The organism is Microbacterium luticocti DSM 19459 (assembly GCF_000422405.1).
GTDB classification, from domain to species: domain Bacteria; phylum Actinomycetota; class Actinomycetes; order Actinomycetales; family Microbacteriaceae; genus Microbacterium; species Microbacterium luticocti.
The window spans coordinates 1-26774 of record NZ_AULS01000019.1 but is presented as its reverse complement, the minus strand read 5'-3'; the positions used below and the strand labels follow the sequence as shown (position 1 = coordinate 26774).

Annotated in this window: 29 protein-coding genes; 22 read left to right on the top strand and 7 right to left on the bottom strand. The window is 69.8% G+C overall.

The window, feature by feature from the left end; all coding sequences use genetic code 11:
* The first annotated feature begins 269 nt into the window (after nucleotides 1-269).
* The 12 genes from H577_RS0112055 (at nucleotide 270) to H577_RS0111995 (ending at nucleotide 10452) form a co-directional block, all read left to right on the top strand.
* Nucleotides 270-953, top strand: a complete 684-nt coding sequence (locus H577_RS0112055) for an L-threonylcarbamoyladenylate synthase (RefSeq protein ID WP_029146160.1) — start codon at nucleotides 270-272, stop codon at nucleotides 951-953.
* Entirely contained in the window at nucleotides 950-2092 is a 1143-nt protein-coding gene (locus tag H577_RS16375; protein WP_036284975.1) for an MraY family glycosyltransferase, read from the top strand. The genes H577_RS0112055 and H577_RS16375 overlap by 4 nt, the downstream gene beginning before the upstream one ends.
* A 25-nt stretch (nucleotides 2093-2117) precedes the next feature.
* On the top strand, nucleotides 2118-2609 hold the full coding sequence (locus tag H577_RS16370; RefSeq protein ID WP_036284972.1) for a Cg1360 family ATP-synthase-associated protein: 492 nt from the start codon (nucleotides 2118-2120) through the stop codon (nucleotides 2607-2609).
* 131 nt (nucleotides 2610-2740) lie between these two features.
* Complete coding sequence (atpB, locus tag H577_RS0112040; RefSeq protein WP_051191997.1) at nucleotides 2741-3565, top strand: F0F1 ATP synthase subunit A; 825 nt, start codon at nucleotides 2741-2743, stop codon at nucleotides 3563-3565.
* Between the two features lie 44 nt (nucleotides 3566-3609).
* Nucleotides 3610-3849: an ATP synthase F0 subunit C gene (gene atpE / locus H577_RS0112035; RefSeq protein ID WP_029146158.1), complete on the top strand. Its 240-nt coding sequence runs from the start codon at nucleotides 3610-3612 to the stop codon at nucleotides 3847-3849.
* A 26-nt stretch (nucleotides 3850-3875) separates the two neighbouring features.
* Nucleotides 3876-4427 carry a F0F1 ATP synthase subunit B gene (locus tag H577_RS0112025; protein ID WP_029146157.1) on the top strand — a complete coding sequence of 184 codons (552 nt, stop codon included), beginning with the start codon at nucleotides 3876-3878 and terminating at the stop codon, nucleotides 4425-4427.
* Nucleotides 4427-5215, top strand: a complete 789-nt coding sequence (locus H577_RS0112020) for a F0F1 ATP synthase subunit delta (protein ID WP_029146156.1) — start codon at nucleotides 4427-4429, stop codon at nucleotides 5213-5215. The genes H577_RS0112025 and H577_RS0112020 overlap by 1 nt, the downstream gene beginning before the upstream one ends.
* 63 nt (nucleotides 5216-5278) lie before the next feature.
* Entirely contained in the window at nucleotides 5279-6919 is a 1641-nt protein-coding gene (gene atpA / locus H577_RS0112015) for a F0F1 ATP synthase subunit alpha (RefSeq protein ID WP_029146155.1), read from the top strand.
* A 20-nt stretch (nucleotides 6920-6939) separates the two neighbouring features.
* Entirely contained in the window at nucleotides 6940-7839 is a 900-nt protein-coding gene (locus tag H577_RS0112010) for a F0F1 ATP synthase subunit gamma (RefSeq protein ID WP_029146154.1), read from the top strand.
* Nucleotides 7840-7862: 23 nt separating this feature from the next.
* The gene (gene atpD / locus H577_RS0112005; protein ID WP_029146153.1) at nucleotides 7863-9311 is read left to right on the top strand and encodes a F0F1 ATP synthase subunit beta; all 1449 of its coding nucleotides are present in this window, start codon (nucleotides 7863-7865) and stop codon (nucleotides 9309-9311) included.
* 2 nt (nucleotides 9312-9313) lie between these two features.
* Nucleotides 9314-9574, top strand: coding sequence for a F0F1 ATP synthase subunit epsilon (locus tag H577_RS0112000; protein WP_029146152.1), 261 nt, complete (start codon nucleotides 9314-9316; stop codon nucleotides 9572-9574).
* 128 nt (nucleotides 9575-9702) lie between these two features.
* The gene (locus tag H577_RS0111995) at nucleotides 9703-10452 is read left to right on the top strand and encodes a YaaA family protein (protein ID WP_029146151.1); all 750 of its coding nucleotides are present in this window, start codon (nucleotides 9703-9705) and stop codon (nucleotides 10450-10452) included.
* An 11-nt stretch (nucleotides 10453-10463) separates the two neighbouring features.
* Here the strand turns inward: H577_RS0111995 and H577_RS0111990 are convergent, their stop codons facing one another.
* Entirely contained in the window at nucleotides 10464-10973 is a 510-nt protein-coding gene (locus H577_RS0111990) for a DUF4870 domain-containing protein (protein WP_029146150.1), read from the bottom strand.
* 113 nt (nucleotides 10974-11086) lie between these two features.
* Between H577_RS0111990 and H577_RS0111985 the strand changes: the two genes are divergently transcribed.
* On the top strand, nucleotides 11087-12055 hold the full coding sequence (locus H577_RS0111985; RefSeq protein ID WP_036284993.1) for an aldo/keto reductase: 969 nt from the start codon (nucleotides 11087-11089) through the stop codon (nucleotides 12053-12055).
* 9 nt (nucleotides 12056-12064) lie between these two features.
* On the opposite strand, the gene H577_RS0111980 is transcribed toward H577_RS0111985, so the two are convergent.
* The gene (locus H577_RS0111980) at nucleotides 12065-12658 is read right to left on the bottom strand and encodes a TetR/AcrR family transcriptional regulator (protein WP_425411320.1); all 594 of its coding nucleotides are present in this window, start codon (nucleotides 12656-12658) and stop codon (nucleotides 12065-12067) included.
* A gap of 55 nt (nucleotides 12659-12713) precedes the next feature.
* On the opposite strand from H577_RS0111980, the gene H577_RS0111975 reads away from it, so the two are divergent.
* The 3 genes from H577_RS0111975 to paaZ are packed head-to-tail and all read left to right on the top strand — an operon-like array spanning nucleotide 12714 to nucleotide 16350.
* Nucleotides 12714-13469 carry an enoyl-CoA hydratase/isomerase family protein gene (locus H577_RS0111975; protein WP_211217929.1) on the top strand — a complete coding sequence of 252 codons (756 nt, stop codon included), beginning with the start codon at nucleotides 12714-12716 and terminating at the stop codon, nucleotides 13467-13469.
* A complete protein-coding gene (locus tag H577_RS0111970) occupies nucleotides 13466-14317 on the top strand; it encodes a 3-hydroxyacyl-CoA dehydrogenase family protein (protein ID WP_029146147.1) in 852 nt (283 codons plus the stop codon). The genes H577_RS0111975 and H577_RS0111970 overlap by 4 nt, the downstream gene beginning before the upstream one ends.
* Nucleotides 14314-16350 carry a phenylacetic acid degradation bifunctional protein PaaZ gene (gene paaZ / locus H577_RS0111965; protein ID WP_029146146.1) on the top strand — a complete coding sequence of 679 codons (2037 nt, stop codon included), beginning with the start codon at nucleotides 14314-14316 and terminating at the stop codon, nucleotides 16348-16350. Before H577_RS0111970 ends, paaZ begins: the two co-directional genes overlap by 4 nt.
* A gap of 69 nt (nucleotides 16351-16419) precedes the next feature.
* Here paaZ and H577_RS0111960 read toward each other — a convergent pair whose 3' ends face one another.
* The 5 genes from H577_RS0111960 to paaI form a co-directional block, all read right to left on the bottom strand.
* The gene (locus H577_RS0111960; protein WP_029146145.1) at nucleotides 16420-17865 is read right to left on the bottom strand and encodes an MFS transporter; all 1446 of its coding nucleotides are present in this window, start codon (nucleotides 17863-17865) and stop codon (nucleotides 16420-16422) included.
* A gap of 233 nt (nucleotides 17866-18098) precedes the next feature.
* Nucleotides 18099-19574 carry a DUF222 domain-containing protein gene (locus H577_RS16365; protein WP_281166864.1) on the bottom strand — a complete coding sequence of 492 codons (1476 nt, stop codon included), beginning with the start codon at nucleotides 19572-19574 and terminating at the stop codon, nucleotides 18099-18101.
* Between the two features lie 401 nt (nucleotides 19575-19975).
* Nucleotides 19976-20185: a hypothetical protein gene (locus H577_RS17710; protein ID WP_156876647.1), complete on the bottom strand. Its 210-nt coding sequence runs from the start codon at nucleotides 20183-20185 to the stop codon at nucleotides 19976-19978.
* 26 nt (nucleotides 20186-20211) lie between these two features.
* A complete protein-coding gene (gene paaK, locus H577_RS0111945) occupies nucleotides 20212-21465 on the bottom strand; it encodes a phenylacetate--CoA ligase PaaK (protein ID WP_084516204.1) in 1254 nt (417 codons plus the stop codon).
* Nucleotides 21466-21487: 22 nt separating this feature from the next.
* A complete protein-coding gene (gene paaI, locus H577_RS16360) occupies nucleotides 21488-21907 on the bottom strand; it encodes a hydroxyphenylacetyl-CoA thioesterase PaaI (protein ID WP_051191995.1) in 420 nt (139 codons plus the stop codon).
* A gap of 88 nt (nucleotides 21908-21995) precedes the next feature.
* On the opposite strand from paaI, the gene paaA reads away from it, so the two are divergent.
* From paaA to H577_RS0111910, 6 genes are all read left to right on the top strand, one after another.
* Nucleotides 21996-22949: a 1,2-phenylacetyl-CoA epoxidase subunit PaaA gene (paaA, locus tag H577_RS0111935; RefSeq protein WP_029146143.1), complete on the top strand. Its 954-nt coding sequence runs from the start codon at nucleotides 21996-21998 to the stop codon at nucleotides 22947-22949.
* Nucleotides 22946-23251, top strand: a complete 306-nt coding sequence (paaB, locus tag H577_RS0111930; protein WP_029146142.1) for a 1,2-phenylacetyl-CoA epoxidase subunit PaaB — start codon at nucleotides 22946-22948, stop codon at nucleotides 23249-23251. The genes paaA and paaB overlap by 4 nt, the downstream gene beginning before the upstream one ends.
* Nucleotides 23248-24063, top strand: a complete 816-nt coding sequence (gene paaC / locus H577_RS0111925; RefSeq protein WP_029146141.1) for a 1,2-phenylacetyl-CoA epoxidase subunit PaaC — start codon at nucleotides 23248-23250, stop codon at nucleotides 24061-24063. The genes paaB and paaC overlap by 4 nt, the downstream gene beginning before the upstream one ends.
* Before the next feature lie 143 nt (nucleotides 24064-24206).
* Nucleotides 24207-24659, top strand: a complete 453-nt coding sequence (paaD, locus tag H577_RS0111920; RefSeq protein WP_029146140.1) for a 1,2-phenylacetyl-CoA epoxidase subunit PaaD — start codon at nucleotides 24207-24209, stop codon at nucleotides 24657-24659.
* Nucleotides 24659-25849 (top strand): 1,2-phenylacetyl-CoA epoxidase subunit PaaE, encoded by a 1191-nt coding sequence (gene paaE / locus H577_RS0111915; RefSeq protein WP_036284965.1) that lies wholly within the window; start codon nucleotides 24659-24661, stop codon nucleotides 25847-25849. The genes paaD and paaE overlap by 1 nt, the downstream gene beginning before the upstream one ends.
* A gap of 10 nt (nucleotides 25850-25859) precedes the next feature.
* Nucleotides 25860-26630, top strand: coding sequence for an enoyl-CoA hydratase/isomerase family protein (locus H577_RS0111910; RefSeq protein WP_029146138.1), 771 nt, complete (start codon nucleotides 25860-25862; stop codon nucleotides 26628-26630).
* The last annotated feature ends 144 nt before the right edge of the window (nucleotides 26631-26774 follow it).

Sequence of the window (26774 nt, the reverse complement as noted above, 5' to 3'; positions counted from 1 at the left end):
CGACCCGCCCCTGACCCGCCGCCGCCGGCCGCGCGGCCCGCTCCCACGCATCGGGACCTGACCGGTCGCGACCGCGCTACCGTCGCGACGCGCCCCCGATCCGCCGCCGCCGCCGGCGCGCTGCCCGCACGCATCCGGACCTCACCGGACGCGACCGCACCACCCGGCGCCACCCCCGCCCCCGTGTCGCCCCACCCCCGCACCCCGCACCACCCATACCGCGCCGTCATCGGGGCGGCCCCATCGCGCGTCGCTACACTGGACGGGTCATGTCCCCCCTCTACGACTGCGATGTGCCCGAGCAGCTGCTGGCCGGCATGCGCCAGGCCCGCCAGGCGATCAGCCGCGGCGAGCTGATCGTCATGCCCACCGACACCGTGTACGGCGTCGCCGCCGACGCGTTCGACCCGGCCGCCGTCGCCCGACTGCTGGCGGCCAAGGGACGCGGCCGGCAGCAGCCGCCCCCGGTGCTGGTCGCCGGCCGGCCGATGATGCAGGCGCTGGTCTTCGAGGTGCCCGATCCGGTGGAACAGCTCATCGAGGCGTTCTGGCCGGGCGGGCTCACCGTCGTGCTGCCCTCACAGCCGTCGCTGAGCTGGGACCTCGGCGACACGCACGGCACCGTCGCGGTGCGCATGCCCGACCACCGCATCGCGCTGGAACTGCTCGAAGAGACCGGTCCGCTCGCCGTCTCAAGCGCGAACCTCACCGGCCGGCCCGCCGCGATCGCCGCCGACGACGCCCGAGACATGCTCGGCGAGAGCATCGCCGTCTACCTCGATGCCGGGTTCAGCCGCACCGGGGTCGCCTCGACGATCGTGGATGCCACGACCCTGACCGGTGGCGCCGACCCGGTCGTGCGCGTGCTGCGCGAGGGGGCGATCGGCCGCGACCGGCTGCGAGAGGTGATCGGCGACCTGCTCGAACCCGACCCGACCGGTGACGACGGGTGAAGCAATACGTCTTCACCATCCTGTTCACCGCCACCGTGACACTGATCCTGGCGTGGACGGTGTGGCGGATCGGCTTGAAGTACAAGCTCTACCCGGCGATCCGGGAACGCGACGTGCACCGCACCCCCACGCCGCGCCTGGGCGGCATCGCCATGTTCCTCGGCGTCGTCGCCGCGTTCGCCGTCTCGGCGTTCACCCCGTACTTCCAGATCTTCTGGGCCAACCCGCGTCAGGTGTGGGCGATCCTCGCCGCCATCGCGCTCACCGTGCTGGTCGGCGTGGCCGACGACCTGTGGGACCTGGACTGGATGATCAAGCTCGCCGCACAGTTCCTCGCCGCCGGCGTCATCGCCTGGTTCGGCCAGCTGCAGATCTACTCGCTGCCCATCGGCGGCATGACCGTGCCCTCATCGGCGACCAGCTTCATCCTCACCGTGTTCGCGATCGTCATCGTCATGAACGCGGTGAACTTCATCGACGGGCTCGACGGGCTCGTCGCCGGAGTCTGTCTGATCGCGAACGTGATCTTTTTCGCGTACTCGTACTTTCTGGTGCGCGACTCGGGCGCCTCGAGCTACTTCAACCTGGCCTCGTTCATCGCGTGCGTGCTCGTCGGCGTGTGCCTGGGGTTCCTTCCCCTGAACTGGCACCCCGCCAAGATGTTCATGGGCGACTCGGGCGCGCTCATGCTCGGTCTGCTCATGGCCACGAGCGCCATCGCCACCACCGGGCAGTTCGACCCGGCGACGTTGGACCCCGACGAGTTCGGCCGCTCACAGCTGTTGGGCGCGTTCATGCCGATCCTCGTCCCGGTCGCCGTGGTCATCCTGCCCCTGCTCGACTTCGGCTCCGCCGTCATCCGCCGGTACTGGCGCGGGCAGTCGCCGTTCTCACCCGACCGCAAGCATCTTCACCACCGCATGCTCGACATGGGCCACTCCAGCCAGACCTCGGTGTTCATCTTCTACGCGTGGACGGCGATCATCGGCCTGTCGATGCTGCTGATGTACATCGGCGTCGGCCACAATTGGCCCGGGCAGTACTGGATCGGCGTCGCCTTCGGCGTCGTCGGCGTCGCCGCCTGCCTGGTCGTCACCTTCACCCCGGGCCACCGGCGCCGGGCCACCCGCGCCTCATAGACCCCTTCGCCCCACAGGAGCCCCGATGAGCACCCCGACCGGTCCCCGCCGCGTGACCAGCACCCCGGTGCTGCGCGCCACCCTGATCTGGTCGGCGGTGGTCACCGCCGCGCTCGCCGTGATCGGCGCCGTCGTCGGCGGCATCGTCGCCGGGCCGCACGGCGTGTTCAGCGCCCTGGCCGGCATCGTGCTGGCAGCCCTGTTCCTCGGCATCACCGGCGCGAGCATTCTCATCGCCAACCGCTGGTTCGGCGACCCGCTGTACGTCCCGATCTTCTTCGGCATCGTGCTGGGCGGCTGGCTGCTGAAGTTCGTCGTCTTCATCGTCGTTCTGCTCGTGCTGCGCGGGCAGCCGTGGATCCAGCCGACGGTGTTCTTCGTCGCGATCGTCGCCGGGGTGCTGGCATCCCTGGTCATCGACGTCGTCGTGCTCACCCGGATGCGCATCCCGGCGGTGGCCGTGGAGCTGCCCACCGAGGTGCCCGACGACGAGGACCCCGGCCGGGATGTGCGCTGAGCGGGACATGAGAGTCCGCTGAGTTTGATAGGGTAGAGGAGCACCCGCCCGCTCGCGTCCGAGGTCCCGAGCTGACGTGCGGATGCGTCTCATCGACCATCGTCGCAACGGTCTCGACCGGTGCCCCGAAGTTGGAGCCAGCGCTGTTTACTCAAGCTGCGACCCTGATCGCGAAAGCCGCGGATTCCGATGGCGGGTTCCATCCGCCGTCGATCGACGAGTTCTTCCCGCCGGTCGTGCTGTTCGAGGGTACTCCGTTCGCGCTGACCCGCATCAACCTCATCCAGATCATCGCGACGGTCGTGCTGATCCTCATCTTCGTCATCGGCACCCGTCGCATGAAGCTCGTGCCCGGCCGCTTCCAGAGCGTCGTCGAGATGGGGCTGGACTTCGTGCGCAACGGCATCGCACACGACCTGCTCGGCCGCAAGGACGGCAACCGCTTCCTGCCGATCCTCACCACGATCTTCTTCATGGTGCTGTTCATGAACTTCACGGGTATCATCCCGGGTCTGAACATCGCCGGCACGAGCATCATCGCCATCCCCCTGCTGCTGGCGATCGTCTCGTACGTCACGTTCATCTACGCGGGCGTGCGCAAGAGCCCGAAGAAGTTCTTCAAGAACTCGCTGTTCCCCAGCGGCATCCCGGCCGGCATCAACATCTTCGTCGCCCTGCTCGAACTGCTCTCGACGTTCGTCATCCGCCCCGTCACCCTGACGCTGCGTCTGCTGATGAACATGATCGTCGGCCACCTGATGCTGGTGCTGTTCTTCTCGGCGACCTGGTTCTTCTTCTTCACCGCCGGCAGCTGGTGGAGCCTGCTGGGCGCGGGCACGCTCGCGTTCGGCTTCGTGTTCACCATCTTCGAGATCCTGGTGGCCGTCCTCCAGGCGTACATCTTCGCAATCCTCACCGCGGTCTACATTCAGCTCGCGATCGCGGACGAGCACTGAGCGGGCCGGCACACGCCGACCCACCCAACGAAAGGAAAAATCCCGTGGAAGCTACTACGGTTCTGGCCGCCGTGAACGGCTCGATCGCGACCGTCGGCTACGGCCTGGCCGCCATCGGTCCGGCGATCGGCATCGGCATCGTCGTCGGCAAGACGATCGAGGGCGTCGCGCGTCAGCCCGAGCTCGCCGGCCGCCTTCAGGTCCTCATGTGGATCGGTATCGCATTCACCGAGGCGCTGGCCTTCATCGGCATCGCCACCGGCTTCATCTTCGGCTACAACTGAGCCCCCTCTTCACGTAAGGAGACAGGATGCTTCCGGCTCTTGTCACTCTGGCCGCGGAGAAAGAGACCCACAATCCGCTGCTGCCCGAGGTCTACGACCTCGTCTGGGGTGCGCTCTGCTTCATCGCGATCCTGGTCGTGTTCTGGAAGTTCGTGCTGCCTCGCATGCAGGACATGCTCGACCAGCGCGCCGCCGCGATCGAGGGCAACATCGAGAAGGCCGACGAGGCGCAGCGGCAGGCCGAGGCGGCCCTGGAGCAGTACACCGCCCAGCTCGCCGAGGCGCGCACGCAGGCCGGTGAGATCCGCGAGGCGGCCCGTGAGGACGCCAAGAAGATCGTCGCCGAGGCGAAGGATGCCGCGACCGTCGAGGCCGCGCGCGTGACCGCCGCCGCCCACGCGCAGATCGAGGCCGAGCGCCAGTCCGCACTGGTCTCGCTGCGCAGCGAGGTCGGCACCCTGGCGCTGGATCTGGCCGGCGGTGTGATCGGCGAGACGCTCTCGGACGACGCGAAGGCCCAGGCCGTCGTCGACCGGTTCCTGGCCGAGCTCGAAGCCTCGCAGAAGGTGTCGAAGTAATGGGCAGCGCGACCACTCAGGCAATCGCGGCATCGAACGAGGCCCTGGCTGCCGCGTCCGGTGTCGACCTCGGCGTCGCCGGCGAGCTGTTCGCCGCGGGACGCGCCCTGGCCGACACGCCGCAGCTGAGCGGCGCGCTGGCCGACTGGGGTGCCGACGCCGACGCCCGCGCACAGCTCGTGCAGACCGTGTTCGCCGGGCTCGGTCAGACCGCGCGCACCCTGCTTGCGGCCGTCGCCCGGCAGCGGTGGTCGAGTGCCGCCGACCTGATCGACGGCGTCGAAGAGCTCGCGGTGCGTGCGGCACAGGCGTCCGACCCGGACGCCGACGTCGAAGGCGAGCTGTTCCGGTTCGCCCGGGTGATCGCCTCAGACTCCCGTCTCGAGTTGGCCCTCGGCAGTCGCCTGGGCGAGCCCGCGCAGAAGGGTGCGCTCGTTCAGTCGCTGCTTTCCTCGCGTGCCAGCGCGGCGACCACGCTCATCGCGGCGTCGATCGTGCAGCGCCCGCGGGGGCGCCGGGTGCGCGAGCTGCTCGCGCGCGCCGAGCGCATCGTGGCCGCGGCGCGTGGGCGCACGGTCGCGACGGTCACCAGCGCGGTGCCGCTCGGTGCCACGCAGCTGCAGCGCGTGGCCACCATGCTCCAGACCACCTACGGCACCGACATCTCGGTCAACGCCGTCGTCGACCCGGCCCTGGTCGGCGGACTGCGCGTGCAGATCGCCGACGACGTGATCGACGCCAGCGTCGCGTCGCGTCTGGCCGATCTGCGGCAGCGCCTGGCCGGCTGACACAGACTTCCCGTCCCCGGACGGTGACTTCGGGGCCGAGGCCCCTCGAACAAAAGGAAGACAATGGCAGAACTCTCCATCAGCCCCGACGTCATCCGTGACGCGCTGAAGGATTTCGTCGCCGCGTACGAGCCCACCGGCGCGGCGGCGACCGAGGTCGGCACGGTCGTCGACACCGCGGACGGCATCGCCCATGTCGAGGGCCTGCCCGGCGTCATGGCCAACGAGCTGGTCACCTTCGCCGACGGCACCCAGGGCCTGGCCCTGAACCTCGACGAGCGTGAGATCGGTGTCGTCGTGCTCGGCGACTTCGCCGGCATCGAGGCCGGTCAGCAGGTCACCCGCACCGGCGAGGTGCTCTCCGTCGCCGTCGGCGACGGCTACCTCGGCCGCGTCGTCGACCCGCTGGGCAACCCGATCGACGGCCTCGGCGAGATCGAGACCACCGGCCGCCGTGCCTTGGAACTGCAGGCGCCCGGCGTCATGCAGCGCAAGAGCGTGCACGAGCCCCTGCAGACCGGCATCAAGGCCATCGATGCCATGATCCCCGTCGGCCGCGGACAGCGCCAGCTGATCATCGGCGACCGTCAGACCGGCAAGACCGCGCTGGCGATCGACACGATCATCAACCAGAAGGCGAACTGGGAATCCGGCGACGTGAACAAGCAGGTGCGCTGCATCTACGTCGCCATCGGTCAGAAGGGCTCGACGATCGCGTCGGTCAAGGGCGCGCTCGAAGACGCCGGAGCGATGGAGTACACCACCATCGTCGCCGCGCCCGCGTCCGACCCGGCCGGCTTCAAGTACCTCGCCCCGTACACCGGGTCGGCCATCGGCCAGCACTGGATGTACGACGGCAAGCACGTGCTCATCGTGTTCGACGACCTGTCGAAGCAGGCTGAGGCGTACCGTGCGGTGTCGCTGCTGCTGCGCCGCCCGCCGGGGCGCGAGGCCTACCCCGGTGACGTGTTCTACCTGCACTCGCGCCTGCTGGAGCGGTGTGCGAAGCTCAGTGACGAGCTGGGCGCCGGCTCGATGACGGGACTGCCGATCATCGAGACCAAGGCCAACGACGTGTCGGCCTACATCCCGACCAACGTCATCTCGATCACCGACGGGCAGATCTTCCTGCAGTCCGACCTGTTCAACGCCAACCAGCGTCCGGCCGTGGATGTCGGCATCTCGGTGTCGCGTGTCGGCGGTGACGCCCAGGTCAAGTCGATCAAGAAGGTCTCGGGCACGCTCAAGCTTGAGCTGGCTCAGTACCGCTCGCTCGAGGCGTTCGCGATGTTCGCGTCCGACCTCGATGCGGCATCCCGTCGCCAGCTCGAGCGCGGTGCGCGACTGACCGAGCTGCTCAAGCAGCCGCAGTACTCGCCGTACCCGGTCGAGGAGCAGGTCGTCTCGATCTGGGCCGGCACGAACGGCAAGCTCGACTCCATCGAGGTCGAAGACGTGCTGCGGTTCGAGCGCGAGCTGCTGGACTACATCCGTCGCAACACCACCATCCTCGACCGGCTGCGCGAGACCAACGTGCTCGACGACGAGACCGTCGCCGAGCTCGAGAAGGTCACCGACGCGTTCATCCCCGAGTTCCAGGGCGGTTCCGGCCGTTCGATCGCCGCCCCCGGCAGCGAGGAGCACGAGGCGGCGGATGCGGCCGACGTGAACCAGGAGAAGATCGTCAAGGGCCGTCGGGGCTGAGGCGCCGGAGGACGTAAGCCATGGGCGCACAACTGAGGGTCTACAAGCAGAAGATCGCTTCTGCTCAGACGACCAAGAAGATCACGAAGGCGATGGAGCTCATCGCGGCTTCGCGCATCCAGAAGGCGATGGCGCGCGTGCGCGCCGCGTCGCCCTTCGCGCGTGCCGTGACCCGGGCCGTGTCGGCCGTCGCGACCCACTCGAACGTCGATCACCCGCTCACGCGCGAACCCGAGCACATCCGGCGCTCCGCCGTGGTCATCTTCTCGTCCGACCGGGGACTGGCCGGGGCCTTCAACTCGCAGATCCTGCGTGAGGGGCTCGAGTTGGCCGAGCTGCTGCGCAGCGAGGGCAAGGAGCCGGTGTTCTACCTGATCGGCCGCAAGGCGGTGGGCTACTTCCAGTTCCGCCGGATGAACGCGGCCGCCGAATGGGTGGGCGACACCGACACCCCGCGGTTCACCTGGGCCGAAGACATCTCGGCGACCCTGCTCGACGCGTTCGAGCGCGGCGGCGAGGACGGCGGCGTGGACGAGATCCACCTCGTCTACAACCGGTTCGTCAGCATGATGACGCAGAGCCCCGAGACGGTGCGCCTGCTGCCGCTGGAGGTGGTCGAGGCATCCGCCGACGACGCCACGTCGGCCGTCTACCCGTTGTACGAGTTCGAACCGGATGCCGCAACCGTGCTGGACGCGTTGCTGCCGGTGTACATCCAGAGCCGGGTCTTCAACGCCCTGCTGCAGTCGTCGGCCGCCAAGCACGCCGCGACGCAGAAGGCGATGAAGTCGGCCAGCGACAACGCCGACAAGCTCATCACCGACTACACCCGCCTGCGCAACAACGCGCGTCAGGCCGAGATCACGCAGCAGATCGCCGAGATCGTCGGCGGTGCCGACGCCCTGGCGAGCGGCAAATAGACCCCACCGAAAGAGAAGAAGCCATGAGCCTCACCGCACAGGAGACGGAAGCCCCGGTCGTCGGGCGCGTCGCGCGCGTCACCGGCCCTGTGGTCGACATCGAGTTCCCGCACGATGCGATCCCGGACATCTACAACGCGCTGAAGACCACGATCACGATCGGCGACACCTCGAGCGAGATCACCCTCGAGGTCGCCCAGCACCTGGGCGACGACCTGGTCCGCGCCATCTCGCTCAAGCCCACCGACGGCATGGTCCGCGGCCAGGAGGTGCGCGACACCGGCGGCCCCATCTCCGTCCCGGTCGGAGACGTCACCAAGGGCCACGTGTTCAACGTGACCGGTGACGTGCTCAACGCCGAACCGGGCGAGAAGATCGAGATCACCGAGCGCTGGGGCATCCACCGTCCGGCACCGAGCTTCGACCAGCTCGAGTCGAAGACGCAGATGTTCGAGACCGGCATCAAGGTCATCGACCTGCTCACCCCGTACGTGCAGGGCGGCAAGATCGGCCTGTTCGGCGGCGCGGGCGTGGGCAAGACCGTGCTCATCCAGGAGATGATCCAGCGCGTCGCCCAGGACCACGGCGGTGTGTCGGTGTTCGCCGGTGTCGGGGAGCGCACCCGTGAGGGCAACGACCTCATCCACGAGATGGAGGAGGCCGGCGTCTTCGACAAGACCGCGCTGGTGTTCGGCCAGATGGACGAGCCGCCAGGGACGCGTCTGCGCGTGGCCCTGTCGGCCCTGACCATGGCCGAGTACTTCCGCGACGTGCAGAAGCAGGACGTGCTGCTGTTCATCGACAACATCTTCCGGTTCACGCAGGCCGGTTCCGAGGTGTCGACCCTGCTCGGCCGCATGCCGTCGGCTGTGGGTTACCAGCCCAACCTGGCCGACGAGATGGGCGTGCTGCAGGAGCGCATCACCTCGACCCGCGGCCACTCGATCACCTCGCTGCAGGCGATCTACGTGCCGGCGGACGACTACACCGACCCGGCGCCGGCGACCACGTTCGCGCACCTGGACGCGACCACCGAGCTCAGCCGTGAGATCGCGTCGAAGGGTCTGTACCCGGCGGTCGACCCGCTGACCTCGACCAGCCGCATCCTCGACCCGCGCTACATCGGTGCCGACCACTACCGGGTGGCCACCGCGGTCAAGCAGATCCTGCAGAAGAACAAGGAACTGCAGGAGATCATCGCGATCCTCGGTGTCGACGAGCTCAGCGAAGAGGACAAGATCGTCGTGGCCCGTGCCCGCCGCATCCAGCAGTTCCTCTCGCAGAACACCTACATGGCCAAGAAGTTCACCGGTGTCGAGGGCTCCACAGTGCCGATCAACGAGACCATCGAGTCGTTCGACGCCATCGTCAAGGGCGAGTTCGACCACGTGGCCGAGCAGGCGTTCTTCAACGTCGGCGGCATCTCGGACGTCGAGGCCAAGTGGGCGCAGATCCAGAAGGAGAACGGCTGATCATGCCGCTGCAGGTCACTCTCGTCTCCGCCGAGGCGGAGGTCTGGTCGGGTGAGGCGTCCCTCGTGGTCGCCAAGACCGTCGAGGGCGAGATCGGGTTCATGGCCGGTCACGAGCCGGTGCTGGCGATCCTCGCCTCGGGCCAGGTGCGCATCACCACCGCCGGCGGTGAGAAGATCGTCGCCGACGCCGCGGACGGCTTCGTGTCGGTCGAGAACGACCAGGTGACCATCGTGGCCGGGGAGGCCGCGCTCGCGTCCTGACCGCCTGCGTCGAGGTCGTGAGATCTCGCCGAGAGCACATCGAACTGCGCGCGGTTCGATGTGCTCTCGTCGTTGTGATGTGCAGCCGCCGAGCGCGCGGGCTGCGAGAACTGCGAGAAGGAGTGCTCGTGCTGCTGCTGTTGCCGCCGTCGGAGACGAAACGCCCCGGCGGGCGTCGTGCGCCCCTCGCCATGGATCGGTTGGCCTTCCCGCAGCTGACGCCGCAGCGCGAGCAGGTCGTCGACGCACTCGTGGCCCTGTGCGCGGACGAGGACGAGGCCGCCCGGGTGCTGAAGCTCTCAGACCGGCAGCGCGGTGACATCGCCGACAACGCGGTGTTGTGGACGGGGCGGACGATGGCGGCGGTCGACCGCTACACGGGAGTGCTGTTCGACGCGCTGGACGCGCCGACCCTGGATGCGGCGGCGCGGCGCTGGCTCGGCGCGCACGCGCTGATCCACTCGGCGCCGTTCGGGCCGGTCGGGGCGCTCGATCACATTCCGGCCTACCGTCTCGCCGCCGGGACGAGCCTGCCCGGGTTGCCGCCGCTGCGCAGGCTGTGGGCGGATGCGGTGACCGCCGCGCTCGCCGACAGCCGACCGCGGTTCGTGCTCGACCTGCGCTCCGAGGCGTATGCCGCGCTGGGGCCGGTGCCGGAGTCGGTCGAGAGCGTCTACCTGCGGGTGGTGACGCCGAGCCCGGACGGCGCCGTGCGCGCCCTGAACCACTTCAACAAGCACGCGAAGGGCGCCCTCGTCCGGCAGCTGGCGACCGAACGCCCGCGCATCGGCTCGACGGCGGCGTTCCGCCGCTGGGCCGAGGCGGCCGGTCTCGTGTTGCAGGACGGGGCGCCCGGCGAGCTCGCACTCGTGGTCTGACGCGGAGCGGCCTACTTGATGAATCGGAAGTTGAACGGGTAACGGTAGCTGCCGCCGCCATTGACCTTGACGCCGCCCATGATCGAGAAGATCACGTTGACAACCCACCAGGCCCAGGGGATCAGGCTCAGCAGCGGGGGGATCGCCCACATCCCGGTCGCCCACATGACGCCGTTGATGATGCCGATGACGATCGAGAGACCGATCATGATGATCGTGAACGTGATCTGCCAGTTCAGGGCCTCTTTGGCCTCGACGTTCGTGCGCGGGCCGCGGTCCTTCAACAGCAGCCAGATGATCAGCGACGGCAGGAAGCCGATGATGCCCCCGATGTGCGCCCACATCGCGGCCTGCTTGTCGGACTCGGCCGACAGCGGGGCTGCGGGCGCGGCGTACTGCGGCGGCTGAGCGTACGGCTGTTGCGCGCCCGGCTGACCGTACGGCTGTTGCGCGCCCGGCTGACCGGTCGGGGCCTGTGGGCTCTGCGGCTGGTCGGGGTTCGGGAGGTTCGGGTCACTCATGGCGTCTTCCTTTCCTCGACGATGAGGGGGAGGGAGGGGGCGTTCCTGAACATATCCCGAGAATGTGTACGGTGCAACAGTGCCGCGCCGACCACTAGCGTGGAACCGTGACGATGGTGGCGCAGCGCCGAGTGGGCGCATCGGGACTTCTGGTCAGCGCGGTCGGGCTCGGCTGCAACAACTTCGGCCGCGCCGGTACGGCCACCGAGACCCTCGAGGGCACGACGGCCGTGCTCGACGCCGCGATCGAGGCCGGGGTCACGTTCCTGGACACCGCGGAGATGTACGGCAAAGAGCCGGGCCTGAGCGAGACCCTGATGGGCCAGGCGCTGCGCGGCCGGCGCGATCAGGTCGTCATCGCCACGAAGTTCGGCCACGCGTCGGCCCCGTTCGACTACCCCGGGTCGACCGGGTCACGGTCGTATGTGCGCCGCGCGGTCGAGGCATCCTTGCGTCGTCTGCAGACCGACTGGATCGACCTGTACCAGCTGCACACCCCCGACGACCAGACGCCGATGGACGAGACCCTCGACGCCCTGACCGACCTCGTGCGCGAGGGCAAGGTGCGCTACATCGGGCACTCGAACTTCTCGGGGTGGCAGCTTGCCGAGGCGCACTTCGTGGCCCGCGAGCGGCACGATGTGCCGTTCGTCTCGGCGCAGAACGAGCTGAGCCTGCTGCATCGCGACGCCGAGCGCGACGTGCTGCCGGCGGCGGCACGGTACGGCCTCGGGTTCTTTCCGTACTTTCCGCTGCAGAACGGCCTGCTCACCGGCAAGTTCACCCGCTCCGGCGGTCCCGACGACACCCGCATCATGCGGCAGCGCCCGCATCTGTGGCAGAACGCACCGTGGGACGCGCTCGAGGCCTACCAGGCGTTCTGCGACGCACGCCTCATCACGATGCTTCAGGCCACCTTCGGTTGGCTGCTGTCGCACCCGTCGCTGTCGAGCATCATCGCCGGCGCCACCCGGCCCGACCAGGTGCGCGCCAACGCCGCCGCCGGTGGCGCGTGGACCCCGGATGCCTCGGACCTCGCCGCGATCGATGCGATCTTCCCGCCGCCCGGCGGCGCGGCCTGAGCGACGTGCTCAGCGGGTGCGCAGGCCGTCGAGCGTGACGGTCAGCACGTCGGCGGCAAGCTGGTCGGCGCCCTCGGGCCCGGTGGGCCGGTACCACTCGACCAGCGAGTTCACCATGCCGAACGCCAGCCGGGTCGCCACCGACGCGTCGATGTCGGCGCGCACCGACCCCTCGGCCTGCGCGGCGCGCACCAGCGCGGTGACCTTCTGGTCGAACGCGCGACGCCTCTCGAGCGCGACCCGCTCCACCGCGCTGTTGCCGCGCACCCGCAGCAGCAGCGTCACGAACGGCAGCCGCGCCGCCAGAACGTGGACGGCACCGCGCAGCACCGCCCCCAACCGCTCGGTCGCCGTGCCGGTCGTCGCCTCAGGGGTGAGCAGCACCGCCTCCAGCCCGCCCAACGCCTGCTCGAGCGCCACGGCGAGCAGCTCCTCTTTCGAGTCGAAGTGGTGGTACAGCGCCGACTTGGTCAGCCCGAGGCGATCGGCCAGATGCGCCACGCTGGTGGCGTCATAGCCCTGCTCGTTGAACACGGCCACCGCCACCTGAAGGATCTGCGCCCGGTCGTAGCCGGGCCGTCCGCGCCGGGCCGGTTCGCTCACGATGCCAGTCTGGCACGGCTGGGAGATTTCCTGAACGATCGGTAAGGTATTCGGTGTGGGCAAGGACGCGACACATCCCGGCGGTGAGCCGCTGCTGATCGAACGCCGCGACGACCGGGTCGTGGCGACGCTGAACCGACCGCATGTGCGCAACGCCATCGACCAGGACCTGGTCGACCGGCTGCACGCGCTGTGCGCCGAGCTCGAGGCATCCCCGCGCCTGCTCATCCTCACCGGTGCCGGTGGCGTGTTCGCGTCGGGCGCCGACATCGCCCAGCTGCGCGAGCGCCGTGCCGCCGACGCGCGTGCCGGCATCAACACACGGGTCTTCCAGCGGGTCCGTGAGCTGCCGATGCCGGTGATCGCCGCGATCGACGGGTATGCCCTCGGCGGCGGCGCCGAGCTCGCGTACGCCGCCGACCTGCGCATCGGCACGCCGGGAGTCAAGATCGGCAACCCCGAGACCGGTCTCGGCATCCTCGCCGCCGCCGGGGCCACCTGGCGACTGCCCGAACTGGTGGGCGAGGCGCGGGCGGCCGAGCTGCTCTACACCGGCCGCATCCTGAACGCCGACGAGGCGCTCGCCTGGGGGCTGCTGTCGGCGGTGCATCCGGCCGACGGGCTGATGGATGCCGCGCACGCACTCGCCGACCGGATCGCCGCGAACGACCCACTCGCGGTGCGGCACACCAAGACCGCGCTGCGCAGCACGGCGCACCCCGACATCGACCTCGAGCTGCAGGCCGAGCTGTTCGAAAGCCCCGAGAAGACGCGGCGGATGACCGCGTTCCTGGAACGGAGGACGCGATGATCCCCTCCCGGGTCGGCGTGATCGGCGGCGGCCGCATGGGCGCCGGCATCGCGCACGCCTTTGTGTGCGCGGGCGCGCAGGTGGTCGTCGTCGAGCGCGACGCGGCGGCGCAGGATGCCGCGGCCGCCCGCGTCCGCGAGATGGTCGAGCGATCGGCCGCCCGCGGCACCCTGGATCGCGATCCCGGCGAGGTCGCGGCATCCGTCACCGTCGCCGTCGACGCCGCAGCGCTCGCCGGCTGCTCGCTCGTGGTCGAGGCGGTGCCCGAGGATCGGGCACTGAAGGCCGACGCGTTCGCACGGGCCGAGGCGGTCATCGACCCCGACGCGGTGCTCGCCTCGAACACGTCGTCGATCTCGATCGACGCGCTCGCCGGCTCGGTGCGGCACCCGGAGCGGTTCTGCGGCATGCACTTCTTCAACCCGGTGCCGTCGTCGAAGCTCGTTGAAGTGGTCACGGGCGCCGCGACCGACCCGGCCGTCGTCGACCGGGTGCGCGCCGTCGTCGAGGACCTCGGCAAAACGGCCGTCGTGGTGCGCGACGCGCCCGGGTTCGCGTCGAGCCGGCTCGGGGTCGCGCTCGGGCTCGAGGCGATCCGCATGGTCGAAGAGGGCGTGGCCGGCCCCGCCGACATCGATGCGGCCATGGAGCTCGGCTACGGGCACCCGATGGGGCCGCTGCGCACCACCGACATCGTCGGCCTCGACGTGCGCCTGGGCATCGCCGAGGAGCTGCACGCCCGGCTGGGCGAGCGGTTCGCGCCGCCGGAGCTGCTGCGGCGCATGGTCGCCGACGGACACCTGGGCCGCAAGAGCGGCCGCGGATTCTACGAATGGAGCCAGCGATGACACTCCCGAGCTTTGTGAGCGGCGCCTGGTGGACACCCGCCGACGACGCCGGCGCCGCCGTCGTGCGTGATGCGTCGACCGGCGACGAGATCACGCGGGTCTCGACCGCGGGCATCGACCTGGGCGGGGCGCTGGAGTACGCCCGCACCGTCGGGCAGCGCAGCCTCGGCGGACTCACCTTCCACCAGCGCGCGGTGCTGCTCAAGCGGTTCGCGCAGGTGCTGACCGAACGCAAGGCCGAGCTGTACGCGCTGAGCGCCCGGGCCGGGTCCACGACCCGCGACGCGATGATCGACGTCGACGGCGGCATCGGCGTGCTGTTCACCTACAGCTCGAAGGGCCGCCGTGAGCTGCCGAACGCGCAGCTGTACCTCGACGGCCCCGCCGAGACGCTGTCGAAGGACGGCACCTTCCTCGGCCGGCACGTGTACACACGGTTGCCCGGCGCGGTGGTGCAGATCAACGCGTTCAACTTTCCGGTGTGGGGGCCGCTCGAGAAGTTCGCGCCCGCGTTCCTGGCCGGCGTCCCCACGATCGTCAAGCCCGCGACGCCGACCGCGTACATCACCGAGGCATGGGTGCGGATGCTGGTCGAGACGGGCCTCGTGCCCGACGGGGCGCTGCAACTGGTGTCGGGGGCGGTGCCGGGCCTGTTCGACCTGCTGCGGCTCGGGGATGTGGTGGCCTTCACCGGCTCGGCGTCCACCGCGGCCGCGTTGAAGGCGCAGACCCCCGACGGGGTGCGCTTCATGAGCGAAACCGACTCGATCAACGCGTCGGTGCTGGGGCCGGATGCCACGCCCGGAACACCCGTGTTCGACGCGTTCGTACGACAGCTCATGGTGGAGTTGACGGCGAAGACCGGGCAGAAGTGCACGGCGATCCGCCGGGCGATCGTGCCCGCGGCATCCGTCGCCGACGTCGCAGCCGCGCTGGAGGCCAAGCTCACCAAGGTGGTGATCGGTGACCCGCACGCCGAGGGCGTGACCATGGGACCCGTGGTCTCGCTGGCGCAGCGCGACGAGGTGATGCGCGGCGTGCGCAAGCTGGTCGACGCCGGGGGAGAGGTGATGGTGGGATCGACCGCCGCGCCCGAGGTGATGCGCGCCGACGGCACGGTCGGGTCGGCGCCGGACGGCGCGTTCGTCGCTCCGGTCGTGGTGGGCTTCGGACCCGACGCGCCCGACGTGGTGCACGAGGTGGAGGCGTTCGGACCGGTCACCGCGCTGATCGGGTACGACACGGTCGAGGAGGCCGCTGAACTGGTCGGTCGTGGCGGCGGGTCGCTGGTGACCAGCGTCGCCACCGACGACCGCTCGTTCGCCGCGGCGCTGCTGCCGCTGATCGGGCCCTACAACGGCCGGGTGCTGTTCCTCGACTCGGTCGACGCACGCACCTCGACCGGGCACGGGTCGCCGGTGCCGCACCTGGTGCACGGCGGTCCGGGCCGCGCGGGCGGCGGTGAGGAGCTCGGCGGCGTGCGCGCGGTGCTGCACTTCATGCAGCGCACCGCCGTGCAGGGCTCGCCGCAGATGCTCACCGCGGTGACCGGGGTGTGGCATCCTGGCGCCGACGTGTCGGAGGGCGAGCATCCGTTCCGCAAGCCGCTGTCGCGGCTGCGCATCGGCGACCGGATCGCGTCGGGCGAGCGCGAGGTGACGCTCGAGGACATCGAGACGTTCGCGCACTTCACCGGCGACACGTTCTATGCGCACATGGACGAGGCGGCCGCCGCGGCCAACCCGTTCTTCCCGGGCCGGGTGGCGCACGGCTACCTGCTGGTGTCGTTCGCGGCGGGGCTGTTCGTCGACCCGGATCCGGGGCCGGTGCTGGCCAACTACGGGCTCGAGAACCTGAGGTTCGTCACCCCGGTGTCGCCCGGCGATCGTATCCGCGTGGAGCTGACCGCCAAGCAGATCACCCCGCGTGAGACCGACGACTACGGCGAGGTGCGCTGGGACGCGGTGATCCGCAACCAGAACGACGACCTCGTCGCGTCGTACGACGTGCTCACCCTCGTCACGAAGGAGTGACGGCGCGCGGATGCCGGCGGAACCGGTGTTGAGCGAACCGGCGCAGCCGACGAGCCGACACGCCCGCGCCTACTCCGCCTTCGACAGCGGATCGGCGATGTCCTCGAGCGAGCGGCGTTCGGCGTCCACCCCGAGGAACACCTCGACCAGGCCCGCGGCGATCATGAGCCCGGCGCCGATGAAGTAGCCGACGGCGACGGCACCGATGCCCTGCTCCACAAGACGGCCGAACAGCAGCGGCCCCACGATGCCACCGAGGCCGGTGCCGACGGCGTAGAAGAACGCGATGGCCATGGCCCGCGTCTCCATCGGAAAGATCTCGCTGACCGTGAGATACGCCGCGCTGGCGCCGGCCGAGGCGAAGAAGAAGACCACCACCCAGCAGACGGTGAGCCACGTGGCATCCAGCAGTCTCAGGTCGAAGAGGATGCCGGTGCCCACCAGCAGCACACCGCTGCCGATGTACGAGGCCGAGATCATGAAGCGCCGCCCGACCGAGTCGAACAGCCGCCCGAGCAGCACCGGACCGAGGAAGTTGCCGATCGCGATGGGCACGAGCGACCACGGCGCGATGTCGTCGGGCACCTTCAGGAGCGTGGTGAGCACGAGCGCGTAGGTGAAGAAGACGGCGTTGTAGAGGAACGCCTGACCGATGAACAGCGACAGCCCGAGCACGAACCGCTTCGGGTACATGGTGAGGGCGACGCGGACGATCTCACCGAACCCGGTGGAGCGGCGCTGGTGGATCTCGATGGCCGCGTCGTCGTGGACGGGGTCGAGGGTCTGGCCGGTTTGGTCTTCGACGGAGCGCTCGATCTCGGCGACCTCGTGTTCGGCCTGCTCGTCGCGGCCATGGATGAACATCCAGCGCGGTGACTCGGGCACGTTGCGGCGCACCAGCAGGATGGTGAGGCCGAGCACCGCGCCCAGGCCGAACGCGAGCCGCCAGCCGAGCCCGGCGGGGAAGACCGCGGTGTTCAGCAGGAACACCGTGAGCACGGCGCCGAACGCTGTGCCGAGCCAGTACGAGCCGTTGATGGCGAGGTCGACGACGCCGCGCCGGCGGGCCGGGATCAGCTCGTCGATCGCGGAGTTGATGGCGGCGTACTCGCCGCCGATGCCGGCGCCGGTGAAGAAGCGGCACGCGAAGAAGTAGATCGGGGTGAACGAGAACGCGGTGGCGACCGTCGCCACCAGGTACAACCCGAGGGTGAGCATGAACAGCTTCTTGCGGCCGAACCGGTCGGTGAGGTAGCCGAAGAACAGTGCACCGACGCAGGCGCCGGCGACGTAGATCGCCGCGGCGTCGCCGACCTGGCTGGCCGTGAGGCCGAGTCCGCTCGATTTCTCGGTGAGCCGGCCCGCGATGGCCCCGACGATCGTGACTTCGAGGCCGTCGAGGATCCAGACCGTGCCGAGGCCGATGACCACGAGCCAGTGCCATCTCGCCCAGGGCAGCCGGTCCATGCGGGCGGGGATGGTGGTCGAGATCGTCTTCAGCTCTGACTCGGACATGCGCTCAGAATGGACCGGGAGTGCAGGTTGCGAAAGCGTCTTGACACGGTGCCTTGATGCGTGTCATTCGGTGGGAATCGTGCGGCGGGAAGCGTTCGGGGTCGACTCGGCGGCGCCGCGCGGCGTGCGGGATCAGAATGACGGCGGGAACCGTTCGGTGGGAACCGTTCGGTGGGAACCGCTCGGTGGGAATCGTTCTAGGCCGACTCGGCGGCGCCGCGCGGCGCGCGGGATCAGAACGGCGGCGGGTCGGGTGCGTCGGGGGTTGTGTCGGTGAAGCGCACCATCGGCGCGGGGATGTCGGTGTACACGCGCCCTGTCGGGCTCGTCCACTCGAGCACGCCATCCGCGAGCTGTCGCACCTTCCAACGGGTGTGGTGTTTGAGGATGTGATGGCCTTTGCACAGATGCTCGAGGTTGCATCGGCAGGTCGGTCCGCCGTCGCGATATCGGTCCGTATGGTCGATCTCGCAGCGCCAGACCGGCTGGCGGCACCCGGGGAAGCGGCAATGCTCGTCGCGAGCGGCGAGGAGGCGCTTGAGGTGTGTGTTCGGATCGTGCCGATCCACACACAGAACGCCCCCGGAGTAGGGGTCCGTGAACATCCGATCCCAACTGTGGACGGCACCGGCGAGTGCGCGTGCGGTGGCGGCGTCGATGGGTCCGGAGCCCGCCAGCGTCGCCGAGGCGGCGACATCGGGCCGTGTGGGCGTGGGAATGCGCCGGAATGCGTCAGGGATGTGCGGATCGGCGAGGATGTCGCCGTCGCCGCTCGTGGCCGCACCGGTGGTGTCGATCGATGGATCGAGGAGTTCGGCGGGGACGGTCACCTGCACGTGCGCCGTGATCTTCTCGAAGACATCGGCCGGTCCATGCCCCGTGGGCACCGACGTGAGCAGCAGATCGCTGAGCACGTCGGCCCGGATCTGGTCGAGCGAACGTTCATCACCCGGCGCTGCGCCGTGGTCGCCGTGATCGACATCGGGGGAGCCGGTGTCGGCCCCTGCACCGGCGCCGGACTCGCTGTCGATGCCGCCCGTGCCGTCGGTGCTGCCCGTGCTGTCGGTGCCGGCCGCGCGATCTCCGTCTGTTGCGGCTGCGCCATCGCTGTCTGTTCGGGCCGCGCCAGCGGCTACGTCGGTCGAAGCGTCGGACGCAGCATCCACGCGTTCACCCGCACCGTGTTGCACGGTCTTGGCCATCTGAGTGATCCGGTCGAAGATCGCGCGGGCGAGCGTGGCCGGAAGATCGGCGAACAACCGGGCCATGCCGTCGTCGAGGTCGGTGATGCCGACGCGGCGACGGCGCTTCGCGCGCGCGTGCCGCTCGTCGATCGAGTCGGGGTCGAGTCGGTCGGCGATCGACCGGCATGCGGCGGCGAGCCGCCCGGCGGTGAGATCCTCTGCCCGGAGCAGCGACTGCGTCTCGAAGGCCGCGCGCACCGAACCGGTCGGGAGAGAGGCGCCGACGTCGACGATGGTGCGGGCACGGACGCGATCGATGCGTCCGTCGCGCAGTGCCGCGTGTACGGCGGGGAAGTCGTGCACGAGCGCGGCGGCATCGCCCATCCGTGTCTGCATGGTGCGATCGGATACGCGCAGCGCAGCGGCGATCTCTGCCGACAGTTCACGCCACGGGAGCTGCCGGTCATCGTCGATTCCGCGGGCGGTCATCGTCTCGGCGACCACGTCGACGGCGGCCGAGAGCATCGATGCCTCGAGCGCGTGCAGCGCCGCGACCTGCTTGTGCACCTCGGTGAGCCCTTCGACGAGAGCGTCGACGGCAGGAAGATCGATGTTCGACGCGTCGGCGAGCCAGGCCAGGCGCCCGGCATGGGCTGCCTGCTCGGGGTCGTTCACCGGCTTTTCTTCCATGCCTCCATGGTCGCATCAACCTCCGACATTGATAGAAGAAAGGTACGTGTCCGATGCGTCGAGAGTGGGGAAAGCGCCCCACGAGCTGACGCATCGATAAGCCGAGGCACGACTACATTAGTAGATCAGTTCAGTATCCGTCCGTCACGGTGGCCGTTCTCGGGCGCGCATCGCAGTTCGACGATCGGCCGCACACCCCGGCTGCGGCATCCCGCCGCCCGTGCGTGGTCGACAGCTCACGGCGTGCCCTGCGGACGACGGGGCCACGCAGCGCGTCGCGGCCGCAGACCCCAGGCCGCGGCATCCCGCCACCGCTGCGCGGTCAGCAGCTCACGGCGTGCCCCGCGGACGACCCGGCGCCGCAGCGTCTCGCGGCCATCGCGACTGGGACGGCCACCCCGGTCGCGGAGGTTCTCGTCGCCGTGTCGGGTGAGATCGCGTGGCATCCGAGCATCCCGCGGCCTGCGCAGCCCTACCGCAGGTCGTAGACGCGCTTGTACTTGCCCTCGCTGCGCGGCAGCGCCCCGGGCTCCTCCAGCTGCACGGCGACAGTGGCGCCCAGGAAGCCCTTGATGCGCCGCTGCAACACCTCGGTCGCCGTCTGGCAGACCTCGACCGATAGCGCCGGGTCGCGTTCGATCCGCACGGTCATGGTGTCGAGCCGGCCCCGCTTGCGCAGTTCGATCACGAAGTGTGGAGTGAGTGCCTCGATGCCCAGCACGACCTCTTCGATCTGCGTGGGGAACAGGTTCACCCCGCGCAGGATGATCATGTCGTCATCGCGGCCGGTGATCTTCTGGATGCGTCGCATGCCCGGCCGCGCGGTGCCCGGCAGCAGTCGGGTGAGGTCGCGTGTGCGATAGCGGATCACCGGGAACGCCTCTTTGGTCAGCGACGTGAACACCAGCTCGCCCGGCTCGCCGTCGGCCACCGGCTCGCCGGTTTCGGGGTCGATCACCTCGGGCAGGAAGTGGTCCTCCCACACGTGCGGGCCGTCCTTGGTCTCGACGCACTCGTTCGCGACGCCCGGGCCCATCACCTCGCTGAGCCCGTAGATGTCGACCGCGTCGATGCCCAGCCGCCGCTCGATCTCGCCGCGCAGCTCATTCGTCCACGGCTCGGCGCCAAGCACCCCGATGCGCAGCGACGTCGACGCCGGGTCGATGCCGGCCGCCTCCATCGCGTCCGCGATCGTGAGCAGATAGCTCGGCGTGCAGGTGATCACCTCGGGCTCGAAGTCCTGGATCAGCTGCACCTGTCGCGCCGTCTGCCCGCCCGAGATCGGGATCACCGTCGCGCCCAGCAGTGCCGCTCCGTCGTGCAGCCCGAGCCCGCCGGTGAACAGGCCGTACCCGTACGCGTTGTGCACCTTCATCCCGGGCCTCACACCCGCCGCCCGCAACGACCGCGCCACCAGCTGTGCCCACCGCTGCAGGTCGCCCTCGGTGTAGCCGACGACGGTCGGGCGGCCGGTGGTGCCCGACGAGGCATGGATGCGGCGCACCCGGTCCATCGGTACGGCGAACATGCCGAACGGGTAGGTGTCGCGCAGGTCGGCCTTCGTCGTGAACGGCAGCAGTCGCACGTCCTCGAGGGTGCGGATGTCGTCGGGTGCGACGCCGGCCGCGTCGAACTTCTCCCGGTACAGCGGCACGTTCTCATACACATGCCGCACCGTCCACTGCAGCCGCTGCAGCTGCAGCTCACGCAGCTCGTCGCGGCTCATCCGCTCCTCGGGATCCAGGAAGTCAGCCACGGGGTGCCTCCTCGATCGTCCGGTTGGTGGTCAGCGACCGGCCGCGGAACTCGGCGACCACGTCACCGGTCTCGTCGGTGACGGTCACGTCGTACAGTCCGCTGCGCCCGCTGACCACGCGTCGCACAGCGGTCGCGGTGAGGGTCTGCCCCTCGCGCGTGGACTTCAGGAAGGTGATGTCGGCGCCGGCGGCGACGGTGACCCGTTCGTCCTCGTTGCACGCGATCGCGAACGCGGTGTCGGCGAGGGCGAACACCATGCCGCCGTGCGTGATGTCGAAGCCGTTCAGCATGTCGGCGCGCACGCGCATCGACACCACCGCCCGGCCCGGCTCGTCGACCTCGACCTGAAGACCCAGCGCCATCGAGGCGTGGTCTCGCTGCATCATCGTCCGGACCACGGCATCCGTCATCGTCTCTCCCCCTTGACGCACCCTTGCGCGGGGGTCAGTATGCCATAATTACTGAACGAGCGGTAGGTAATTACCCAAGGAGTCGACGATGACGATCCCCGCAGTCGAGGCCGACGAGCAGGCCGCATTCGACGCCCTGATCGAGGCGGACCAGCGCATCGAGCCGCGTGACTGGATGCCCGAGGCGTACCGCAAGACGCTCATCCGGCAGATCTCACAGCACGCGCACTCCGAGATCATCGGCATGCAGCCCGAGGGCAACTGGATCACCCGCGCCCCGAGCCTGAAGCGCAAGGCCATCCTGATGGCAAAGGTGCAGGACGAGGCCGGCCACGGCCTGTACCTGTACTCGGCCGCGCAGACCCTGGGCATCACCCGCGACGTGATGACCGAGCAGCTCATCGACGGCAAGGCGAAGTACTCGTCGATCTTCAACTATCCCACCCCGACCTGGGCCGACATGGGCGCCATCGGCTGGCTGGTCGACGGCGCCGCGATCTGCAACCAGGTGCCGCTGTGCCGCTGCTCGTACGGACCGTACGGCCGCGCCATGGTGCGCATCTGCAAAGAGGAGTCGTTCCATCAGCGGCAGGGCTTCGAGATCCTGTTGACGCTCATGCAGGGCACTGAGGCGCAGCAGAAGATGGCGCAGGATGCCGTGGACCGCTGGTACTGGCCGAGTCTGATGATGTTCGGCCCGCCCGACGACGAATCGCCGAACTCGGCACGCTCGATGGCGTGGAAGATCAAGCGGTTCAGCAACGACGAGCTGCGGCAGCGGTTCATCGGGATGCTGGTGCCCCAGGCCGAGGTGCTCGGGGTCACGCTGCCCGACCCCGAACTGCGGTGGGATGAGTCCAAGCAGCAGTGGCACACCAGCCCCATCGACTGGGACAAGTTCATGGAGGTGCTCGCCGGGCGCGGCCCGATGAACGCGGTGCGCATCCAGAACCGGCGCACCGCCCACGAAGAGGGCGAATGGGTGCGCGAGGCCGCCGCCGAATACGCCCGCAAGCAGCAGCTGAAAGAGGCCGCGGCATGACCGTGTCGGGCGCCGACGAGCGCGAGACCTGGCCGCTGTGGGAGGTGTTCGTGCGCGCCGGGCGTGGCCTGAGCCACGTGCACGTCGGGTCGCTGCACGCGCCCGACGGCGACATGGCGGTGCGCAACGCCCGTGACCTGTACACCCGCCGCGGCGAGGGCGTGTCGATCTGGGTGGTGCCCTCGGACGCCATCACCACCAGCGACCCCGACGCCAAGGGCGCCTACTTCGAGAGCCCGGCCGGCAAGAACTACCGCCACGCCACCTACTACACCGCCAGCGAGGGGGTGCCGCACCTGTGACCGAGAACGTGCACATCTTTGTCGACGAGGTGGAGCTGGCCGCCGAGCTCGCCGGCGACGAGAGCCGGGTGGCGACGCCGGATGCCGCGGAGTATGCGCTCTGGCTGGGCGACGACGCCCTCATCCTGGCCCAGCAACTGGGCGCCTGGATCGCGCATGCGCCGGAGCTCGAAGAGGATGTGGCACTGGCCAACATCGCCCTCGACCAGCTGGGCCACGCCCGCAGCCTGCTGCGCTACGCCGGCACCGCCGACGGGCGCAGCGAGGACGACCTGGCGTACTTCCGCGACGAACCCGAGTTCCGCTGCGCGTGGCTCTTCGAGCAGCCCAACGGCGACTTCGCGCACACCATCGCGCGGGGGCTCGTGGCCGCGGTGTACCAGTACGCGCTGTACGACGCGCTGCGCGACTCCACCGATCCGGTGCTGGCGGCCGTCGCCGGCAAGGCCGTGAAAGAGGTCGAGTACCACCGCGACCACGCGATCCAATGGACGCTGCGGCTGGCGGGCGGCACCGACGAGTCCCGCCGCCGCATGGTGCAGGCGGTCGACGACGTGTGGCCGTACGTCGACGAGCTGTTCCGCGACGAGCCGCTCATCGACCGGCTCGACGGCGTCGCGGTGCGTCCGTCGAGCCTGCGCGGCCCGTTCGACGAGGTGATCGGAGCGGTGTTCGCACAGGCGCAGCTCGAGGTCCCGACACGGTTCACATCGTCGGCCGGCGGGCGGCACGGCCGCCACTTCTCCACGCTCGGATACCTGCTCGCCGAGATGCAGGTGCTCGCCCGGCAGCACCCGGGGGCGACGTGGTGACCGCGCAGAGGTCGTTGAGCCAGGAGCGCGGCGCGGGTGTCGATTCGTCTCGCTTCGCTCACTCAACGACAGGGGAGGCCGTCGAGCGCTCTGGCGCAGCCGGCGGGTCGAAACGCCCCGACCCGACCGATCGTGCCTGGGCCGTGGCATCCGCCGTCTGTGACCCAGAGGTGCCGGTGCTGACCATCGCCGACCTCGGCGTGCTGCGCGACGTGCGGGTCGACGGCGACGCGGTGACCGTCACGATCACCCCCACCTACTCGGGTTGCCCGGCCATGGACACGATCCGCGACGACGTCGTGCTCGCCCTCACCGAGGCCGGGTTCGCCGACGTCGAGGTGCGCACGGTGCTGGCGCCGGCGTGGACCACCGACTGGATGAGCGCCGAAGGCAAGCGCAAGCTCACCGACTTCGGCATCGCCCCGCCCACCGGCCATCGTCCGGCCGGGCCGATCCCGGTCGCGCTCGCGGTGCGCTGTCCGCACTGCGGCTCGCTGAACACCCGCGAGATCTCGCGGTTCGGGTCGACCTCGTGCAAGGCGCTGTACGAGTGCCGCGCGTGCCTGGAACCCTTCGACCACTTCAAGGTGCATTGATGGATGCCGAAACCTCGGGCGCCCCGGTTGCGTCCGACGCCGCCGAGGCCGAGCGCATCGCCGACGCGTTCCTCGCCGGCGCCGTCGGCGGCCCCACCGCCCGGCGTGCCGCGCGCTTCCACACCCTCGACGTCGCAGAGGTGCGGCCTCTCACCGACGACGCGGTCGAGGTGACCTTCGCGGTGCCCGACGAACTGGCCGGCGACTACGACTACCTCGCCGGACAGCATGTCGCGCTGCGGGTGCAGCTGGACGGGCAGGAACTGCGCCGCTCGTACTCGCTGTGCCGGCCGCCCCGCCGCGGCGCGATCAGCGTCGCCATCAAGCGCGATGTCGGCGGTAGGTTCTCGACCTGGGCGCAGACCGAACTGCATCCCGGCGACCGCATCGACGTGATGAGCCCGCAGGGCTCGTTCACCACCCGGCTCGAAGACCTCGACGGCCGCCACCTGGTGGGCATCGCCGCGGGGTCGGGCATCACCCCGCTGATGGCGCTGGCCACGACGGTGCTCGCGCGGTCGGCGACATCCCGTTTCACTCTCATCTACACGAACCGGTCGCGCACCGACGTCATGTTCCTCGACGACCTCGCCGACCTGAAGGACCGCTACCCGTCGCGGCTCGCACTGCACCACGTGCTCTCGCGCGAGCAGCGCGCAGCTCCCTTGCTGTCGGGACGCATCGACGAGCAGAAGCTGAACACCATGCTCGACGTGCTGGTGCCGCCCGACACCGTCGACGAGTGGTTTCTGTGCGGCCCGTTCGAGCTGGTGCAGCTGTGCCGCGACACGCTCACCGCGCGCGGGGTCGACCGCCGGCACATCCGGCACGAGCTGTTCACCACCGGCGAGCCGGGGCAGGCCATGCCGAACGCCGGCCGCCCGGTCACCGTCGCCGAGAACGAGCCGGTGTGCCACATCCGGTTCACCCTCGAGGGGCAATCGGCGACTGTCGACAGCCCGCGCAGCGCGCACGAGACGATCCTGAACGCGGCGCTGCGGGTGCGGCCCGATGTGCCGTTCGCGTGCGCCGGCGGGGTGTGCGGCACGTGCCGGGCGCGACTGGTCGAGGGCGACGTGCGGATGACCGAGAACTATGCCCTCGAGCCCGACGAACTCGAACGCGGGTACATTCTGACGTGCCAGTCCCACCCGACGACCGAGTCCGTCGTCGTCGACTACGACGTGTGAGGAGCCTGCCGTGATCGACGTGCACATCGCCGACGACGTCGCCGAGATCGTGCTGAACGCCCCCGCCAAGCGCAACGCGCTGGACGAGGACGCGCTGCGCGAGCTGGACGCGGCCTACGCCGAGGCCGAGCGGGCCGGGGTGCGGGCGCTGCTGCTGCGCGGTGAGGGCCCGGCGTTCTGCGCCGGCCGCGACATCTCGGGCGTCGATCCGGCCACCGACGACGTGCCCGGCTACCTGGACGGTCTGCTGACGCCGCTGATGCGGCGGATGGCGTCGTTCCCGGCGCCGACGTTCGCGGCGGCACACGGCGCCTGCCTGGGGGTGGGCCTGGGGCTGCTGATCGCGACCGACGTGGTGTACGTGGCGTCGTCGGCGAAGATCGGGTCGCCGTTCGCGGCGCTGGGTGCGGCCCTGGACTCGGGCGGGCATGCGCTGTTCACCGAGCGGCTCGGCCCGCACAAGACCCTCGACCTGGTCTACACCGGCCGGTTGATGAGCGGCGACGAGGCCGTGGCCTCGGGTCTGTTCTCGCGGGTGTTCCCTGACGATCAGGTGCAGGATGCCGCATCCGCCGCTGCCCGGGCCGCCGCCGCCGGCGCGACCGCCGCGTTCCTGGCGAGCAAGATGATCGTCGCCCGGGTGCGCGACGAGCGGATGAGCCTGTGGGACACGATCGCCGCCGAGACCGTCGCGCAGACCCAGCTGGCCGCCACCGAGGACTACCGCGAGGGGTTCGCCGCGTTCCAGCAGAAGCGGCGGCCCGCCTTCCGCGGGCGCTGACCGGGGCAACCGGGCCCCGTTCCCGGGCACGCGCGCGCCCGGCACACGGCCCAGGGCGTACTGCCGACGCGTGCCGCGTGCACAACTGCGGGGATTTTCGGCGACACGCCGGGGACGGATGCCGCAACCGCGGCGTGTCGCGCA

Coding starts and splice junctions, on each gene's coding strand:
- H577_RS0112055 (WP_029146160.1), top strand. CDS start 270: ATGTCCCCCCTCTACGACTGCGATGTGCCCGAGCAGCTGCTGGCCGGC.
- H577_RS16370 (WP_036284972.1), top strand. CDS start 2,118: ATGAGCACCCCGACCGGTCCCCGCCGCGTGACCAGCACCCCGGTGCTG.
- H577_RS0112025 (WP_029146157.1), top strand. CDS start 3,876: ATGCTTCCGGCTCTTGTCACTCTGGCCGCGGAGAAAGAGACCCACAAT.
- H577_RS0112020 (WP_029146156.1), top strand. CDS start 4,427: ATGGGCAGCGCGACCACTCAGGCAATCGCGGCATCGAACGAGGCCCTG.
- atpA (WP_029146155.1), top strand. CDS start 5,279: ATGGCAGAACTCTCCATCAGCCCCGACGTCATCCGTGACGCGCTGAAG.
- H577_RS0112010 (WP_029146154.1), top strand. CDS start 6,940: ATGGGCGCACAACTGAGGGTCTACAAGCAGAAGATCGCTTCTGCTCAG.
- atpD (WP_029146153.1), top strand. CDS start 7,863: ATGAGCCTCACCGCACAGGAGACGGAAGCCCCGGTCGTCGGGCGCGTC.
- H577_RS0112000 (WP_029146152.1), top strand. CDS start 9,314: ATGCCGCTGCAGGTCACTCTCGTCTCCGCCGAGGCGGAGGTCTGGTCG.
- H577_RS0111990 (WP_029146150.1), bottom strand. CDS start 10,973: ATGAGTGACCCGAACCTCCCGAACCCCGACCAGCCGCAGAGCCCACAG.
- H577_RS0111985 (WP_036284993.1), top strand. CDS start 11,087: ATGGTGGCGCAGCGCCGAGTGGGCGCATCGGGACTTCTGGTCAGCGCG.
- H577_RS0111970 (WP_029146147.1), top strand. CDS start 13,466: ATGATCCCCTCCCGGGTCGGCGTGATCGGCGGCGGCCGCATGGGCGCC.
- paaZ (WP_029146146.1), top strand. CDS start 14,314: ATGACACTCCCGAGCTTTGTGAGCGGCGCCTGGTGGACACCCGCCGAC.
- H577_RS0111960 (WP_029146145.1), bottom strand. CDS start 17,865: ATGTCCGAGTCAGAGCTGAAGACGATCTCGACCACCATCCCCGCCCGC.
- H577_RS16365 (WP_281166864.1), bottom strand. CDS start 19,574: ATGCTCTCGGCCGCCGTCGACGTGGTCGCCGAGACGATGACCGCCCGC.
- H577_RS17710 (WP_156876647.1), bottom strand. CDS start 20,185: ATGCCACGCGATCTCACCCGACACGGCGACGAGAACCTCCGCGACCGG.
- paaK (WP_084516204.1), bottom strand. CDS start 21,465: ATGAGCCGCGACGAGCTGCGTGAGCTGCAGCTGCAGCGGCTGCAGTGG.
- paaI (WP_051191995.1), bottom strand. CDS start 21,907: ATGACGGATGCCGTGGTCCGGACGATGATGCAGCGAGACCACGCCTCG.
- paaA (WP_029146143.1), top strand. CDS start 21,996: ATGACGATCCCCGCAGTCGAGGCCGACGAGCAGGCCGCATTCGACGCC.
- paaB (WP_029146142.1), top strand. CDS start 22,946: ATGACCGTGTCGGGCGCCGACGAGCGCGAGACCTGGCCGCTGTGGGAG.
- paaE (WP_036284965.1), top strand. CDS start 24,659: ATGGATGCCGAAACCTCGGGCGCCCCGGTTGCGTCCGACGCCGCCGAG.